This window comes from Romboutsia sp. MSSM.1001216sp_RTP31141st1_G3_RTP31141_220114 (genome assembly GCF_039031195.1).
Classification (GTDB): Bacteria; Bacillota; Clostridia; order Peptostreptococcales; family Peptostreptococcaceae; genus Romboutsia_C; species Romboutsia_C hominis.
In genome coordinates this window covers 62055-78205 of record NZ_JBCIUO010000003.1, presented here as the reverse complement: position 1 = coordinate 78205, position 16151 = coordinate 62055, and the positions used below count along the sequence as shown (strand labels likewise).

15 protein-coding genes are annotated in these 16151 nt (G+C 26.7%); all 15 read left to right on the top strand.

Going from position 1 to position 16151, the window contains the following annotated elements; genetic code table 11:
- Positions 1 to 23 precede the first annotated feature (23 nt).
- Positions 24 to 3053, top strand: a complete 3030-nt coding sequence (mutS, locus tag ABCP60_RS07255) for a DNA mismatch repair protein MutS (RefSeq protein WP_166505558.1) — start codon at positions 24 to 26, stop codon at positions 3051 to 3053.
- A gap of 41 nt (positions 3054 to 3094) precedes the next feature.
- Entirely contained in the window at positions 3095 to 5215 is a 2121-nt protein-coding gene (gene mutL, locus ABCP60_RS07250) for a DNA mismatch repair endonuclease MutL (RefSeq protein WP_166505557.1), read from the top strand.
- 14 nt (positions 5216 to 5229) lie between these two features.
- Complete coding sequence (gene miaA, locus ABCP60_RS07245; RefSeq protein ID WP_343101536.1) at positions 5230 to 6171, top strand: tRNA (adenosine(37)-N6)-dimethylallyltransferase MiaA; 942 nt, start codon at positions 5230 to 5232, stop codon at positions 6169 to 6171.
- Between the two features lie 85 nt (positions 6172 to 6256).
- Positions 6257 to 6499, top strand: a complete 243-nt coding sequence (gene hfq / locus ABCP60_RS07240) for an RNA chaperone Hfq (RefSeq protein ID WP_092925437.1) — start codon at positions 6257 to 6259, stop codon at positions 6497 to 6499.
- Positions 6500 to 6657: 158 nt separating this feature from the next.
- Entirely contained in the window at positions 6658 to 7935 is a 1278-nt protein-coding gene (locus ABCP60_RS07235) for a methionine gamma-lyase family protein (protein WP_092925439.1), read from the top strand.
- 616 nt (positions 7936 to 8551) lie between these two features.
- The gene (locus ABCP60_RS07230; protein WP_092925443.1) at positions 8552 to 8749 is read left to right on the top strand and encodes a hypothetical protein; all 198 of its coding nucleotides are present in this window, start codon (positions 8552 to 8554) and stop codon (positions 8747 to 8749) included.
- Between the two features lie 156 nt (positions 8750 to 8905).
- Positions 8906 to 10675 (top strand): hypothetical protein, encoded by a 1770-nt coding sequence (locus tag ABCP60_RS07225; protein WP_343101535.1) that lies wholly within the window; start codon positions 8906 to 8908, stop codon positions 10673 to 10675.
- Between the two features lie 81 nt (positions 10676 to 10756).
- The gene (locus ABCP60_RS07220; protein WP_166505555.1) at positions 10757 to 11470 is read left to right on the top strand and encodes a DUF434 domain-containing protein; all 714 of its coding nucleotides are present in this window, start codon (positions 10757 to 10759) and stop codon (positions 11468 to 11470) included.
- 127 nt (positions 11471 to 11597) lie between these two features.
- Complete coding sequence (locus ABCP60_RS07215) at positions 11598 to 13070, top strand: YdiU family protein (protein ID WP_343101534.1); 1473 nt, start codon at positions 11598 to 11600, stop codon at positions 13068 to 13070.
- Between the two features lie 274 nt (positions 13071 to 13344).
- A complete protein-coding gene (locus ABCP60_RS07210) occupies positions 13345 to 14001 on the top strand; it encodes a hypothetical protein (protein WP_166505553.1) in 657 nt (218 codons plus the stop codon).
- A gap of 53 nt (positions 14002 to 14054) precedes the next feature.
- Complete coding sequence (locus ABCP60_RS07205; protein WP_092925451.1) at positions 14055 to 14384, top strand: hypothetical protein; 330 nt, start codon at positions 14055 to 14057, stop codon at positions 14382 to 14384.
- Between the two features lie 34 nt (positions 14385 to 14418).
- A complete protein-coding gene (locus ABCP60_RS07200; protein ID WP_141664385.1) occupies positions 14419 to 14628 on the top strand; it encodes a hypothetical protein in 210 nt (69 codons plus the stop codon).
- Complete coding sequence (locus ABCP60_RS07195) at positions 14618 to 15067, top strand: YdcF family protein (RefSeq protein ID WP_176698673.1); 450 nt, start codon at positions 14618 to 14620, stop codon at positions 15065 to 15067. The genes ABCP60_RS07200 and ABCP60_RS07195 overlap by 11 nt, the downstream gene beginning before the upstream one ends.
- Positions 15068 to 15137: 70 nt before the next feature.
- The gene (locus tag ABCP60_RS07190) at positions 15138 to 15452 is read left to right on the top strand and encodes a Fe-S cluster assembly protein HesB (RefSeq protein WP_343101533.1); all 315 of its coding nucleotides are present in this window, start codon (positions 15138 to 15140) and stop codon (positions 15450 to 15452) included.
- 155 nt (positions 15453 to 15607) lie between these two features.
- Positions 15608 to 16120, top strand: coding sequence for a transcription repressor NadR (locus ABCP60_RS07185; protein WP_092925459.1), 513 nt, complete (start codon positions 15608 to 15610; stop codon positions 16118 to 16120).
- Positions 16121 to 16151: the final 31 nt, after the last annotated feature.

The window sequence follows — 16151 nt, the reverse complement described above, 5'->3', positions numbered from 1 at the left end:
GCATAAAACATAAGGAGGCAAATATGAATATAGACAGAAATAAACTAACTCCTATGATGAAACAATATTTTGAAGTTAAAGATAGATATCCTGATTGTATATTGTTTTTTAGATTAGGAGATTTTTATGAAATGTTCTTTGAAGATGCAATAGTTGCTTCAAAAACACTTGAAATTGCACTAACAGGAAAATCTTGCGGATTAGAAGAAAGAGCACCAATGTGTGGGGTACCTTTCCATTCTGCAAATGCATATATATCAAAGTTAGTAGAAAATGGATATAAAGTAGCTATAGGTGAGCAATTAGAAGACCCAGCTAGCGTTAAGGGAATAGTTAAAAGAGATGTTATAAGAGTAGTAACGCCAGGGACAGTACTTGATGGAAGCTTACTTGAAAATAAGAAAAATAACTACTTAATGAGTTTATATAAAAACAATGATAATATAGGTCTTACTTATGTTGATATAAGTACAGGTGAAGTAAATGCCACTTTCTTAAAAGAAGAGAAAGTTATAGAAGAAATAGCAAAAGTTCACCCAACTGAAATTATATTAAATGATTTAGATTTTATAGAGAAACTAAAAAACATAGCAACAGTTAGTAATATATATATAAATGAAAACTTTGATAATAACTACCTAGATGCTGAAATACTTAAAGAATACTTCACAGAGGCATACCTTCAAAGATTAAACTTTGATGATAATGGACTTATAAAGTCTTCTTTATCAATATTACTTAACTATATATACAACACTCAAAAGCAAGTAACATCAAATATTAATAATATAAACATATATAATAGTAGTGAATATATGGTATTAGACATGTTTACAAGAGTAAACTTAGAACTTACTCAAACTATAAGAGGAAATAAGAAAAAAGGTTCACTTTTACATGTATTAGACAAAACATCTACTGCTATGGGAGGGAGACTTCTTAGAAAATATGTAGAAGAACCATTAGTTAATAAAGAGCGTATAAAGAGAAGACTTGATGTCATAGAAGAAATCAAAGAAGATTTTATGTTAAGAGAAGATTTAAATGAAATACTTAAAACTGTATACGATATAGAAAGAATATGTGGGAAAATTGCCTTTGAAAGAGTTACTCCAAAGGAACTAATACACCTTAAAAATTCTATAGAAAATCTTCCAAAGCTTAGAGAAACTATAAATGATTCTAGTGCAAGTATACTTAAAAAATATATAGCTAATATGGATATATTAGATGATATATATAATCTTATAGAAGAAGCTATAAAAGAAGACCCAGGTATAAATTTAAAAGAAGGAAACATAATAAAATCTGAGTTTAATGATGAATTAAAAGAGCTTCGTGATATATCTAAAAATGGAGCATTTTTAATAAAAGAAATTGAAAATAGAGAAAAAGAAAAGCTTGGTGTTAAATCACTTAAAATTGGATTTAACAAGGTATTTGGATATTTTATAGAAATAACTAAAGCTAGCTTAGCTACTGCTAATATAGATGAGAGCTATATAAGAAAGCAAACTTTAAGTAATGCAGAAAGATTTATAACTCCAGAACTTAAAGAAATAGAAGATAAGATATTAAATGCTGAAGAAAAGATAAAGTCTTTAGAGTATGAGATATTTGTAAATATAAGAAATAACATATATGAAAATATAGATAGAATACAAAAAACTGCTAAAACAATAGCAAATATAGACGTATTTGTGTCACTTGCTACTGTGGCATATATTAACAACTACGTTAAGCCAACTATAAGTGACAACAATAAACTAGATATAAAAAATGGTCGTCACCCTGTAGTTGAAAACTTAGTAGGAGAAGAAAACTTCGTACCAAATGATACTTATTTAAATACTGGTGAAAATATAATAAATATAATAACAGGGCCAAATATGGCAGGTAAGTCTACATATATGAGACAAACTGCAATAATAGCTTTAATGGCACATATTGGTTCATTTGTACCAGCAGAGTTTGCTGAAATTCCTATAATGGATAGAATATTTACTAGAGTTGGTGCTAGTGATGATTTAAGTCAAGGGCAATCTACATTTATGGTAGAAATGAGTGAAGTATCTCATATACTTAAAAATGCTACAGAAAAAAGTTTAGTTATACTTGATGAAATAGGAAGAGGAACAAGTACTTATGACGGTATAAGTTTAGCTTGGTCAATAGTTGAATACATTCAAAATAATATAAAATGTAAAACACTATTTGCAACACATTATCATGAATTAACAGATTTAGAAAATGAGTTTAGTGATGTCAAGAATTATTCTATAGCTGTTAAAGAAGATAATGACAATATAATATTTTTAAGAAAAATAGTACCACAAGGCGCTGATAAGAGTTATGGGATATATGTTGCTGAACTTGCAAAGTTACCAGATTTAGTTATAGCTAGAGCTAAAGAAATACTTAGTGATTTAGAAAAAAATCATATGTATGAAAGTGTAACTATAAACAATGAAAAGAATTTAGTTTTAAGTGATAGTATTGATATAGGTAGATTAGAAGACGAATACAATATATTAAAGTATAAATATGAAGAGCTAAATAGGGACTATATATCTTTACAAAATAGTTATAATAATCTAGATAAAGAAAACGAAGAATTAAATAGAAAAATAAATAGTAGTAACATGATAAAAGAAGCTGCAATATCTCAAGAATTAGAGGATGCTTTAAGTAAAGCAGAGGTTAATATAGATTCTTCAAAAGAGTTAGAACTTGAATCATTAAGAACTGAGGTAAATAAATTAGAAGACGAATATAATATATTAAAGTATAAATATGAAGAGTTAGATAGAGACCATATATCTTTACAAAATAGTTATAATAATCTAGATAAGGAAAATGAAGAATTAAATAGAAAAATAAATAGTAATAACAGGGTAAAAGAAGTTGCAATATCTCAGGTATCATTTGATAATCTGGGGCAAACATCTTTACTAGATGAAATAGCAAATATAGACATATTAAATATGACTCCACTAGATGCTATGAATACTATATATATGCTCCAAAGAAAAGCTAAGGATTCACTTAAATAATTACCTTACTAAACTAAAGGTTTGATAAGGGAGGAATAAATATGAATAGAATTAACATCTTAGACGATTTAACTATAAATAAAATAGCAGCAGGAGAAGTGGTTGAAAGACCATCTTCTGTTGTTAAGGAATTAGTTGAAAATAGTATAGATGCAGGAAGTACTAAAGTAATAGTTGAGATTATTGACGGTGGTAAAAAGTTAATAAGAATAACTGATAATGGTTGTGGTATAGCCTCTAGTGAAGTTGATAAGTCATTTTTAAGACATGCAACAAGCAAAATTGAGAAAATTGATGATTTATATGACTTATATTCCCTAGGTTTTAGAGGAGAGGCACTAGCATCTATAAGTGCGGTAAGTAAGCTTGAAATGATAACAAAAACTAAGGAAGAATCAATAGGAACCAAGGTTATAGTTGAGGGTGGAAAGATTATATCTAAGGAACCAGTAGGATGTTCTAATGGAACTACTATCATAATAAAAGATATATTCTTTAATACTCCAGCTAGACAAAAGTTCTTAAAATCAAATCATGCTGAAACTATAAATATAAGTGATTTAATAAACAAATTAGCTATAGGAAATCCTAATATTCAATTTAAATATATAAATAACAACAAACCTATGTTAAATACACCTGGAGATAATAGATTAATTAGCGCCATAAGAAGTATATATGGAAAAGATGTATGTGAAAATTTAGTTAAGCTTAAATATAAAAGTGATAACTTTGAAATAAAAGGTTATGTTGGAGATAATAATGTGTATCGTTCAAATAAAAACCTTCAGCATATATATATAAACAATAGATTTGTTAAAAGTAAAATTATATTAGATGCTATAAATGAAGCTTATAAAGGTATAATACCTATAAATAAACATGCTGTATGCTTTTTAGATATAAAAATTAATCCAGGTAGTATAGATGTTAATATACATCCAACAAAACTTGAGGTAAAGTTTGAAAATGAAAAAGAAGTATATATAGAACTTAGAGATTTAATAAGAAGAACATTACTTAACAATCATTTAATAGGAAAATATGAAGCTAGCGATAGTATAAATAATTTAGATAAAATTAATGCAGTAGATAATAAAAGTAGTATACTAAATAAAAAAGAAGGCAAAGTTAATTTAGATGATATAGCTATGGATAAGATAGAGGTAGTAGAATTAGACAGTCAAAAACCTATAGATAATTTTTTAGGATTAGATGATGTATTAAAAAGTAAAACATCAAACGACAAAAATATAAATGTTTCACATGAAAACAAAAATATTTTATACAACGAAGAAAGTACTAAAGAGGATGTTATAAAAGAAAATACACCTAAAATCTATATAGATGACGATATTAAATTAACTAAGGATTCAAATAATGAATTTTTAATAGAAGGAAAGATAAATTTAGACAAAACATTTTCTATAGAGGAAATAAGTAAGTTAGATGAAGATAAAAATGATAGCTTACAAAAAAGTTTAGAAAACAATATATTAAACACTACTAATATAAATGATTTATCTATAACAAGTGATAGTGAAAGTATTCAAGAAGGATTTTTTAAAGAGGAAAAAAGTAAATTCTCTTTAAGTGAATACAAAGTATTAGGAACTATATTTGATACTTATATAGTAATGTCCAAAGGAAATTCTATGTATTTGCTAGATCAACATGCAGCACATGAAAAGGTCTTATACGAAAGGTATATGGACAAGTTTTATAAAAGTGATATAAGTATGCAAATGTTACTAGATCCAATAATATTAGAGTTATCAAATGTAGATATGCTTCAGGTAGAGAAAAACTTGGAATTATTTATGAAATTTGGGTTTGAAATTGAAATCTTTGGTAATAATCATATAATGATAAGATGTGTACCAACTGTATTTGGAGTCCCTGAAAGTGAGAAATTTATACTACAAATAATAGACAATATAGAAGATATAAATAATAACTATGAACTAAAAGGAGAAAAGTTTGCATCAATGGCTTGTAGATCAGCTATAAAAGCTAATGATAAGATAAAAAATGTAGAAATAAATAGCTTATTTAGTCAGATGGAAGCTTGTGAAAATCCTTTTACTTGTCCTCATGGTAGACCAGTATTAGTAGAGATTTCTAAAAAAGAAATAGAAAAAATGTTCAAAAGAATTATGTAGATAGGAAGGTAATTATGAAAAAGATTCCACTTATAATACTTACAGGACCAACAGCTGTTGGTAAAACAGAATTATCAATAAATTTAGCAAAGTCCTTAGATGCTGATATTATTTCAGCAGATTCTATGCAAATATATGAGTATATGGATATAGGAAGTGCGAAGGTAACTAAAGAGGAAATGAACGGTGTAACTCATTATTTGATAGATGAAGTAAAACCTAACTATGCTTTTTCGGTGTCGGAATTTCAAAGTCGAGCAAACAAATATATAGAAAAAATACATCAAGAAGGTAAAAATGTTTTAGTAACTGGTGGTACGGGATTATATCTAAACTCATTAATATACAATATGGATTTTGCAAAATCTGATGCAAACAACGAATTAAGAGATAAATTACAGCAAGAATTAAAAGAAAATGGAATAGATTATATGCATCAAAAACTAAAAGAACTAGATAGTGATGCGGCGGATAGAATACACAAAAATAATACAAAAAGAGTTATAAGAGCATTAGAAGTATGTCTTAGCGGAGAAAAAATGAATGATTTTTCTAATGACTTAAGATTTAATGAAAAATATGAACCGATAATAATAGTTTTAAATAGAGAAAGAGAACATTTATATGAAAGAATAAACAAAAGAGTAGATATAATGATGGATTGTGGACTTATAGATGAGGTTAAAAATCTTTTATCTAGGGGATATACTAAGGATATGATATCTATGCAAGGAATTGGTTACAAAGAGATAATAAAGTATTTAGATGGAGAGTACACTCTTGACGAAGCAGTAGAAATTATAAAAAGAGATTCTAGAAGATATGCAAAACGTCAATTAACATGGTTTAGAAGGTATAAAGATGCGAAATGGTTTAATCTAGATGAATATAGTGATAAAAAAGAATTGGAAAAAGAAGTAAATAACTATATTGAAAAAAGATTACAACTTGTATAAAATAGAGTATAGAGGAATAGTATAAAATAAATTAAAATATATTAATCTTTAAAATTTAATTAAGATCTCGGGAGGATATATACAAATGAAAAATGCCGTATTAAATTTACAGGATATGTTTTTAAATAATGCTAGAAAAGATAAAACACCTGTAACTATATTTTTAATGAATGGAGTTCAAGTAAAAGGTTTAGTTAAGGGGTTTGATAGTTATATAATATTATTAGAAGGCGAGAACAAGCAACAAAATATGATATATAAGCATGCGGTATCAACTATAATACCTGCAAGACCTATTAATTTACAAAATCCAAATATGCAAAAATAAACTTAGATAGATAAAAGGCTAACATGTGTTAGCCTTTTTTATTTAATTATAAATGTAAAATATTTTTGAAGATATTAGTGAATTTACTTTTTAATTTGCATTAAAAAATTCAATATGATAAAATTTGATTGTTAAAATAAATAAGACAGGTGGAAAATATGCTAAAGGAAACAAAAGAATTATTACAAAGTTTCTACGGATTAGATGATGAAACATTCAACTTATCTGAAGAAGTTATAAAAGAGATAGAACCAAGATTTGAAGAAATAAAAAAAATAAGAGAATATAATCAATATAAAGTATTAAAAGCAATGCAGGAAGCCAACTTAAGTGATAATCACTTTAACTGGACAACTGGGTATGGATACAATGATATTGGACGTGAAAAAATAGAAGAAATATATGCAAGTGTATTTAATGCAGAAGATGCAATAGTTAGACCTATAATAGTTAATGGAACTCATGCACTAACTCTTTGCTTACAAGGTATAGTTAGACCAGGTGATGAGATATTATCAGTTACTGGGAAACCATATGATACATTAGAAGGTGTAATAGGTATAAGAGAAGAAAAAGGTTCTTTAAAAGAGTTTGGAGTAACTTATAACCAAGTAGATTTCTTAGAAGATGGAAATGTTGACTTAGAAGGAATTAAAGAAAAGGTAAATGATAAAACTAAACTTGTAATGATACAAAGGTCTAAAGGATATTCTTGGAGAAAATCTTTAACAATAGAAGATATAAAAGAGATAATAGATACTGTAAGAAGTGTAAAGCCTGAAGTAATAGTTATGGTTGATAACTGTTATGGGGAATTTATAGAAACTAAAGAGCCAACAGATGTAGGTGCTGATATAATGGCAGGATCACTTATAAAAAATCCAGGTGGTGGACTTGCTCTAACAGGTGGATATATAGTAGGAAGAAAAGACTTAGTAGAACTTATATCATATAGATTAACTTCTCCTGGTATAGGTAAAGAATGTGGATTAACATTTGGTACTAGTAGAACTGTACTTCAAGGATTCTTTATGGCTCCATATGTAGTTAGCCAAGCTGTTATGGGTGCAATATACTGTGCTAGAATGTTTGAAAAGTTAGGATATGAAGTTCTTCCAAAGTATGATGATCCAAGAAGTGATATAATACAAATAGTTAGACTTAAAAATGCTGATGAGGTTATAGCATTCTGTCAAGGAATACAAGCAGCGGCACCAGTTGATTCATATGTTAAGCCAGTACCTTGGGCAATGCCAGGATATGATAGCGATGTTATAATGGCAGCAGGTGCATTTATACAAGGTTCTTCTATAGAATTAAGTGCAGATGCTCCTATAAAGCCTCCATATAATGTATATTTCCAAGGTGGACTTACATTTGACCATTCTAAGATGGGTACATTAAAGGCTATAGAATACATGAAAAAAAATAGTTAATATAAATACTCTATGTTATAGATAATAAGTCTATAATGTAGGGTATTTTTTTAATAAAAAGAAAACTAATATGAATAATATAAAGATATCACTAAGAAACTTAGTTGGATTTATAATGAGGCGAGGAAGTATAGATAATAGATAGTTAGGTTGAGAAAAAGCAATAGAAGGAATTAGAGGGAACAAAAGGGTTAAAAAATTATATGGCGAAAACTATACACCAGAAGTACCTATAAAGCATGCTTTTATATATGAAGGTTTAGACATAATAGTAGAAGGTAGAATAGATGAAAATACAAATCCACTATATTTAGAGCAAGCAAAGAATTATGGATTATATGACTAAGGTACTTCAAGGAGCTAGAAGATGTATAAGAACTAATAGAGATAAAGGAGTAATACTTCTCTTAGACAATAGGTATTAGCAAAGAAGGTATCAAAGTTTATTTTCATCTGATTGGAGAGATAATATTAGAGTTAGAAAAAGTGAAGACGTTAAGAATTGTTGTGATAAGTTCTGGAGATAAATAAAGGATATAAAATATAATGATAAGATATATAATTTGTTTTAAGGAATATTAAATTGATACATAGGGGTAAATACTAGAGGTGAAAAATGAAAGAAGAATTAGAAATACTAGAAAAATACCTTAAAAAGAAAAATTTAAAATACAATGAATTTAATGAATTAATAGGAAATTATTTTGTTAAAGAATATGAAGAATTAGATGATGATTACTATTTAATAAAGATAGTAAGACCAAATGGTTTAAAAGGAGAAGTATACACAGATTATATAAAGGTTATAAATTAGTTTTTTTTATCGTAAAATAAGAAAAGGTTAATTACTATTTGAACAAGCATTTATTCACGCTTAAAAATAAGATGAGGATAAACTTATAGTAAACATTTAGAGGTATATAAAAATTGGGTATAATATATAACAAAATATAATTTAGGGCGTGAGCTAATGGCAAAAGAAAGAAGACGTATAATAATAGACTTTGAAGTACTATCTAAAGCAGGGTTTTGGATGTGCTGTATGAAAGATTATAAAACGCAAAAAGAACATATTATAATAAATAATAGAGAAGAACTTTTAAGAGTATTTAACAAAAATAAAGAATCAGTATGGGTAGGATATAATATAAGAGGATACGATCAGTGGATATTAAAGTCAATAATAGCAGGCATAGATCCTTGTGATGTATCGTATAAGCTTGTTGAACGAAAAGTGTCAGGATGGAAAATAGATAGAAACTTACACAAGATACCTTTATATATATTTGAGATAAGTGACAGTTATAGAAGTTTAAAAGAGCTTGAATTATTTATGGGAGAAGATATAAGAGAAAGTAGTGTATCTTTTGATTTAGATAGATATCCAACAAAAAAAGAAATAGATGAGTTAACATCTTATTGTTTACATGATGTAAGAATGACTTATAAAGTATTTGAACAGATTTATTATAAATATGAAGCACAGTTAGGGCTTATAGAATACTTTAATTTAGATAAAGATATGTTTAATAAAACAGAAGCTCAACTAAGTGCATATATACTAGGTGCAAAAAAGCCTAATTACGATAGGAATGATACTAATGAATTTGATATAGTCAATACTTTAAAGCTTAGTAAATATAATCATATAAAAGATTGGTATGAAAATTATAATAATAGAGATTTAAAAAAATATCTAAGAACTAATGTATATGGAATTGAAACTGATTTTGGTTGGGGAGGACTTCACTCTGCTAGAAAAAAATATGAAGGGGAAGACTTTATAGTAAACTCAGATGTAAGCTCTTTTTATCCTTCTATAATGATAGAATATGATTTACTTAGTAGAAATGTAAAAAAACCTTCTAAGTACAAAGAAATAAGGGATACTAGAATTAAATTTAAAAAAGAAAATAATCCTATAGAAAAATCTCTTAAACTAGTATTAAATAGCACTTATGGTGCCTGTATGGATATTAATAATGAACTTTATGACCCTAGACAAGGAATATCTATATGCGTAAATGGACAACTTTTACTATTAGACCTTATAGAAAAGGTAGAATTGGAGTTTGGAAGCAGTGCAGAATTTATACAAGGCAATACTGATGGAGTTATGTTTAAGTTTAGTTCTAAGGAAGATGTAGATAAATACTTAGATATTTGTAGCAAATGGTGCAAAAGAACTAGGATGGATTTAGAACATGATTTTATAAAGAATATTATACAAAAAGATGTTAATAATTATATTTATATAAAAGAGGATGGTAATATTAAAAGTAAAGGTACTTATGTAAAGAAATTAAGTTTAATAGATAATGATTTACCTATAGTTAATAAAGCTTTGAAAGAAAAGTTAATTAATGATGTAGATATAGAAACTACTATAAATAACTCTAATAAGCTTATAGATTTTCAAAAATGTGTTAAGATAACTGGCAAATATAGTCATGCTGTATATGGTAGCGAAGAGATAAAATTAAAAGTCCTTAGGGTATTTGCCAGTAAGTCGAATTTAGATTTTGCTGTTATGAAAATGAAGTCAGATAATAAGCTAGAGAAGATAAGTTATACTCCTGATAGAGTATTTATAGATAATAGTAATATTATAAATAAAGATATACCAGATAAGCTTGATAAGGATTGGTATATATCTTTGGCTAAGGATAGACTAGGTAGCTTTGTTAGTGAAGATAAATTTACTTTATTTGATTACTTAGATATATTAAATAAAAAGTAATAAATAATATTTTGATCAACGTACAAAGACATTGGCGACATGAACGAAACGAATTTTATATAATAAGGGGTAAAATATAATATGGCTAAAATATCTAGGCGTGGATTTGATGAAAATGATAAAAGATGGTTTTCTGATAAAGAATTGATGAAACTAAAAAAAGCTAAAGAAGAAGTAGAATGGTTGATAAATAGAGATTATAAAATAGAACCGGTAGTAAATTTTGTTTCAAATAAATATCAATTCTCAATAAGACAAAGGGATGCTATAAAAAGATCTGTATGTTCTTATAAAAAGAAAATGATAAGAGAATCTAAAAAACTTCCAATAGATAAGGTAAGTGAAGGAACTATATATATAGATGGATTCAACTTGATAATAACACTAGAAGTCGCATTATCTAAAGGAACATTAATCATAGGAACTGATGAAAATATTAGGGATTTAGCAGGGCTTAGAGGAACTTATAAAATCATAGATAAAACAGAAGAAGCATTAAATTTAATTGGAATGTTTTTTAATGAATATGATCCTAGCGAAGTTATATTTTATTTAGATTCTCCAGTTTCTAATTCTGGTAATCTAAAATATAAAATATTAGATCATACAAAAAATTGGAAATTTAATACTGATGTTGTATTAGTTAACAATGCAGATATAATACTAGATAAGTTAGATAGAGTAGTTAGTAGCGATGCAGCTATAATTGATAAATGTATAAGTTATTTTAATATAGCAAAAGAGATAATAGATAAGTATATACAAGAAGCAAATATTATAGATCTGAACACATAGATATAAGGTTAATTTATAAATAATAAATAAAAAAACAAAGAGTGAAAATAATATATAAATAATAGAGTATATAAAATTTAATATAATATAAATTAAAAACTAAAATATTATATAGATAGGAGAAAAAATGACTAATAATAAAGAAACTATAAAAGTAGGATGGAACTTAGATAATAGCTATATGACTTTGCCTAAAATATTTTTTAGTAAAGTTGATTTAAATAAAGTAAGTTCACCAAAATTAGTTATCCTAAACTATCCATTATCAAAATCTTTGGGGCTTAATAGCGATGCTCTTAAAAGTGATGAAGGAGTATCAATACTTGCAGGTAACAAAAAAATAGAAGAAGGCGCTTTTATTGCACAGGCTTATGCAGGACATCAATTTGGGTATTTTACAATGCTGGGAGATGGAAGAGCATTATTAATCGGTGAACAAATAACACCAAGTGGTGAAAGATATGATATTCAACTTAAAGGCTCTGGTAAAACACCATACTCTCGCCGAGGAGATGGGATGGCAGTACTTGGCCCTATGCTTCGTGAATATATAATAAGTGAAGCTATGTATGGTTTAGGTATTCCAACTACCCGCAGCTTGGCAGTAATTAAAACTGGTGAATCTGTAATTCGAGAAGATATAAAACAAGGAGCAATACTTACTCGTATTGCATCTAGTCATATTAGATTTGGAACATTTGAGTATGCAGCAAATTTTGGAAGTACAAGTGATATTAAGGCTTTAGCAGATTATTCATTAAAAAGACACTTTCCACATATAGCTGATGATGAAGATAAATACATTAATTTACTAAAGGAAGTTATAAAAGTACATGCAAGCTTAGTTAGTAAATGGCAAAGCGTTGGATTTATACATGGTGTTATGAACACTGATAATATGACTATTAGTGGAGAAACTATTGACTATGGTCCTTGTGCATTTATGGACACATATAACCCTAATACTGTATTTAGTTCTATAGATACTCAGGGTCGTTATGCATATAAAAATCAACCAATTATGGCCGAGTGGAATTTATGTAGACTTGCAGAAGCATTATTACCATTATTACATGAAGATCAAAAAGAAGCTATAAAAATAGCTCAAGATGCTGTTTCTGAATTTTCAAATTTATATTATATAAATTGGCTATCAATAATGAGATCAAAGCTTGGAATATTTAATAAAGAGGAACAAGATAAATCTATAATTGAAGATTTACTTAATATGATGGAAAAATATAATGAAGATTATACTAATACTTTTATAGAGCTAACATTTAATAAAAATAGCAAAAAAGGTATGTTTAGTAGTGAAGAATTTAAAAATTGGTATAATATTTGGAAGGAAAGACTCAAGAGACAGTCTAGTTCAGAAGAGGAAATACTTAAATTAATGAAGAAATCTAATCCAGCAGTAATTCCAAGAAATTATAGAGTAGAAGAAGCTTTAGAAGCTGCTGATAAAGGCAACTTTGAATTTATGATAAATCTTATCAATGCTATTTCAAAACCATATGAGCATTCAAAAGAGCAAGAAGAGTATTCAAAGTTACCTAAACCATCGAACTGCTCTTATAGAACTTATTGTGGAACATAAAAAATTAATAAAAATGAGAGAGGCTTTTATATAAAAGCCTCTTTTTAAACTTAAGAAAATTATGATACTTCAAAAATTGTGGGCGACACAAAGTGTTTCACTGACACGTCGCTTAGGCGAAGTAAATTTTTTATTACTAATATATTGAATTAGCTAAAATATTATTAATAATCTTACCTTACAAATTTGTAATCTTTATGAAAGATAAATCAATATGTAGATTTTAAGTTTTATAATAATATAATCATATATAAAAATAAAAGGAGAATTATTTATGAAACTTAGTAAAAGAACGATAGTAGGATTACTTTCAGCTGCAGTAATTTTAATAGGAGGGAAATTTGTATATGATAATTTTATAGACGATGATTTAACTTATCCATTAACTTATATATCAATAGAAGGGAATAAAAGAGAAAAAGATCAAATTGATACAATAGAGAAAAGCTTAAATAGTAATAAGTGTAAATTTGAAGAAATAAACTTTGAGATGCTTAAAGTTGATGATAATAATAATATGGTTATTAAAGAGTCTGAATATAATAAATTAGCTAATAAATTAGATTTAGAGAAGGTAAGGGTAAATGATAAAGAGGCCGCAATAATACCAAGATATGATGGTATAAAAAACTTTAAGTATATGAATGAGTTAAAAGAATTAACTAATTATAAAGTAGAAAACAACAATTTAAAAGTAGTAAGCGTAGTAGATAAAAAAATATTAATTACAGGTCTATTCAAAAGTCAAATTATTATAAGTGATAATTTGTATAACAAATTAGAAAAAGACAGTGAAAATAAAATAGTTACAGTTAAAGGATATGAATTTAAAGAAAATTCAAAATCAGATAAAGCTATATTACAGATAAAAGAGAATAAATTATTCTCAAATAATAATGAAAATGATATATTTTATCTTTTTTCTAAATAAATAGTAAGATTTAGAAAAAGATAAAAAATTATCTTTATTAAGAAAGGATGAATATGAATACCTTATTGTTTACCAGTATAATCATAATTTTATCAGGTACAATTTTATTTCTAGTAGAAAAAAGAAGTTTTCTAACAGGGCTTATATTAATAATTGGATTTTTAGGAATAACTTTTTATACATTAGCAACTTTATCAGATAAAAGTAATATTGCTAACACTTTAATACTTTTAATAGTCTATGGGTTAATACCTATATTAGTAGTAATATGTGCATTTTTATTTATTAAAAATGGAAGAAGTATGATAAAAAAAGAGGGGAAAAAGTTAGCAAATCTTCTTTCGCTAATTATAGGTATATATATTTATTATGATATTTCTTAGTTACGTGTTGATATATCATGGTAATAAATTAAATATGTTTACTTATATGGTTATTATATCAATAATCGTAATGTCAGTATATTTAGGATTTATGTTTATAAGCTATTTAATTTATTCATATATATACCAAGTGATACCAGTAAGAAACAATATAAATTATATAATAGTTCTTGGTTCTGGATTGATTGGAGATAGAGTACCACCTCTTTTAAAAAGTAGATTAGATAAAGGAATTGATATATAAAGATCAAAAAGACAGAGGGAATTTACCTAAGATAATTGTATCTGGAGGTCAAGGTCCAGATGAGTTAGTTTCAGAAGCATATGCTATGAAAAAATACTTAATATCACAAGGTATAAATAATGAAGATATTATTGCTGAGGATAAATCCACAACAACGTATGAGAACATGAAGTTTTCTAAGGCAATTATGGATAAATCAGGTAATTATAAATGTATTTTTGTAACTAATAATTATCATGTATTCCGTGCATCAATATTTGCTCGTAAGGCTGGATTAAAGGCAAATGGGGTAGGAGCTCCTACAGCTTTTTATTTTCTCCCAAGCGCTCTGATTCGAGAATTTATAGCTATATTGTTCATATATAAATGGTTAAATATCATTATTATACTTTTATATTTAGTCTTAGTTATTAATTCATTATTACCAATCAATTTTTAGTTTTAAATAACATCAATTATCTATTTATTGAATAAGTATAAGTATATATAAATAGATGGAGGGACTACATATGAAGGTAAATTTACCAAAATCTGCAATAGATTTATTAAAAAGTATAATAGAAAAAAATAAAGATAAACCGAGCACAATAAGAATATATTTTGCAGGATTTGGATGCAGTGGAGCAATATTTAATCTAGCATTAGATAAAAAAAAAGAATCTGACGTTGAGTATTTTATAGATAATCTACATTTTGTCATGGATAGGTTAGATTATGAAAAATATAAAGATGTAACAATTATGGAAACACCTAACGGATTTATAATATATGTCGATAATATGCCTAAAGGTGAAGGTTGTCATGGATGCAGTGGTTGTAATTAATATTATCAAATTTATATATTAAATAGGAAAATATATATTTATAATTATGGGCTAAATGCAAGTTTAATATAGATATTTTATACTATTTTCATATAGATAAGCAACCTTTATTAAGATATAATAAAAATAACATGTATATGAAAAGAGGTATTAAAATGACAGGTTCAGATAGAAGAGATAAGATATTAAATCTACTAAAAAATAAAAATAAAGCTGTGAGTGGATCAAAACTATCAAGTGAACTTAATGTAAGTAGACAAGTTATAGTAGGAGATGTTGCTCTTCTTAGAGCTAGTGGCATCCATATTATATCTACTCCAAGAGGATATATATTAAATGATAATAAAGAAGACAATTATATAATAAAAACTATAGCTTGCAAGCATGATAAAGAAGATATAGAAGATGAATTAAATACTATAGTTGATGAAGGTGGTATAGTTGAAGATGTAATAGTAGAACATAGTATATATGGTCAAATTATTGGCAATTTACACTTAGAATGTAGAAGAGATGTAAAAGAATTTATAGAAAAGTTAAATTCAAAAGAAACAAGTCCTCTATCTCATTTAACAGATGGTGTACATCTTCATACGATAAAGTGCAAAGATGAAAAAACTTATAAGCAAGTTATAACCTCTTTAACTGAAAAAGGGTATTTATATTAGTCTAAATTGTATTTTATAAATAAGACAAAAC

Excerpts from the sequence above, each read along its gene's own strand:
- ABCP60_RS07220 (WP_166505555.1), top strand. The coding sequence starts at position 10,757 with ATGGCTAAAATATCTAGGCGTGGATTTGATGAAAATGATAAAAGATGG.
- ABCP60_RS07210 (WP_166505553.1), top strand. The coding sequence starts at position 13,345 with ATGAAACTTAGTAAAAGAACGATAGTAGGATTACTTTCAGCTGCAGTA.
- mutL (WP_166505557.1), top strand. The coding sequence starts at position 3,095 with ATGAATAGAATTAACATCTTAGACGATTTAACTATAAATAAAATAGCA.
- ABCP60_RS07225 (WP_343101535.1), top strand. The coding sequence starts at position 8,906 with ATGGCAAAAGAAAGAAGACGTATAATAATAGACTTTGAAGTACTATCT.
- miaA (WP_343101536.1), top strand. The coding sequence starts at position 5,230 with ATGAAAAAGATTCCACTTATAATACTTACAGGACCAACAGCTGTTGGT.
- ABCP60_RS07215 (WP_343101534.1), top strand. The coding sequence starts at position 11,598 with ATGACTAATAATAAAGAAACTATAAAAGTAGGATGGAACTTAGATAAT.
- ABCP60_RS07190 (WP_343101533.1), top strand. The coding sequence starts at position 15,138 with ATGAAGGTAAATTTACCAAAATCTGCAATAGATTTATTAAAAAGTATA.
- ABCP60_RS07185 (WP_092925459.1), top strand. The coding sequence starts at position 15,608 with ATGACAGGTTCAGATAGAAGAGATAAGATATTAAATCTACTAAAAAAT.
- ABCP60_RS07205 (WP_092925451.1), top strand. The coding sequence starts at position 14,055 with ATGAATACCTTATTGTTTACCAGTATAATCATAATTTTATCAGGTACA.
- ABCP60_RS07230 (WP_092925443.1), top strand. The coding sequence starts at position 8,552 with ATGAAAGAAGAATTAGAAATACTAGAAAAATACCTTAAAAAGAAAAAT.
- ABCP60_RS07200 (WP_141664385.1), top strand. The coding sequence starts at position 14,419 with ATGTTTACTTATATGGTTATTATATCAATAATCGTAATGTCAGTATAT.
- mutS (WP_166505558.1), top strand. The coding sequence starts at position 24 with ATGAATATAGACAGAAATAAACTAACTCCTATGATGAAACAATATTTT.
- hfq (WP_092925437.1), top strand. The coding sequence starts at position 6,257 with ATGAAAAATGCCGTATTAAATTTACAGGATATGTTTTTAAATAATGCT.
- ABCP60_RS07235 (WP_092925439.1), top strand. The coding sequence starts at position 6,658 with ATGCTAAAGGAAACAAAAGAATTATTACAAAGTTTCTACGGATTAGAT.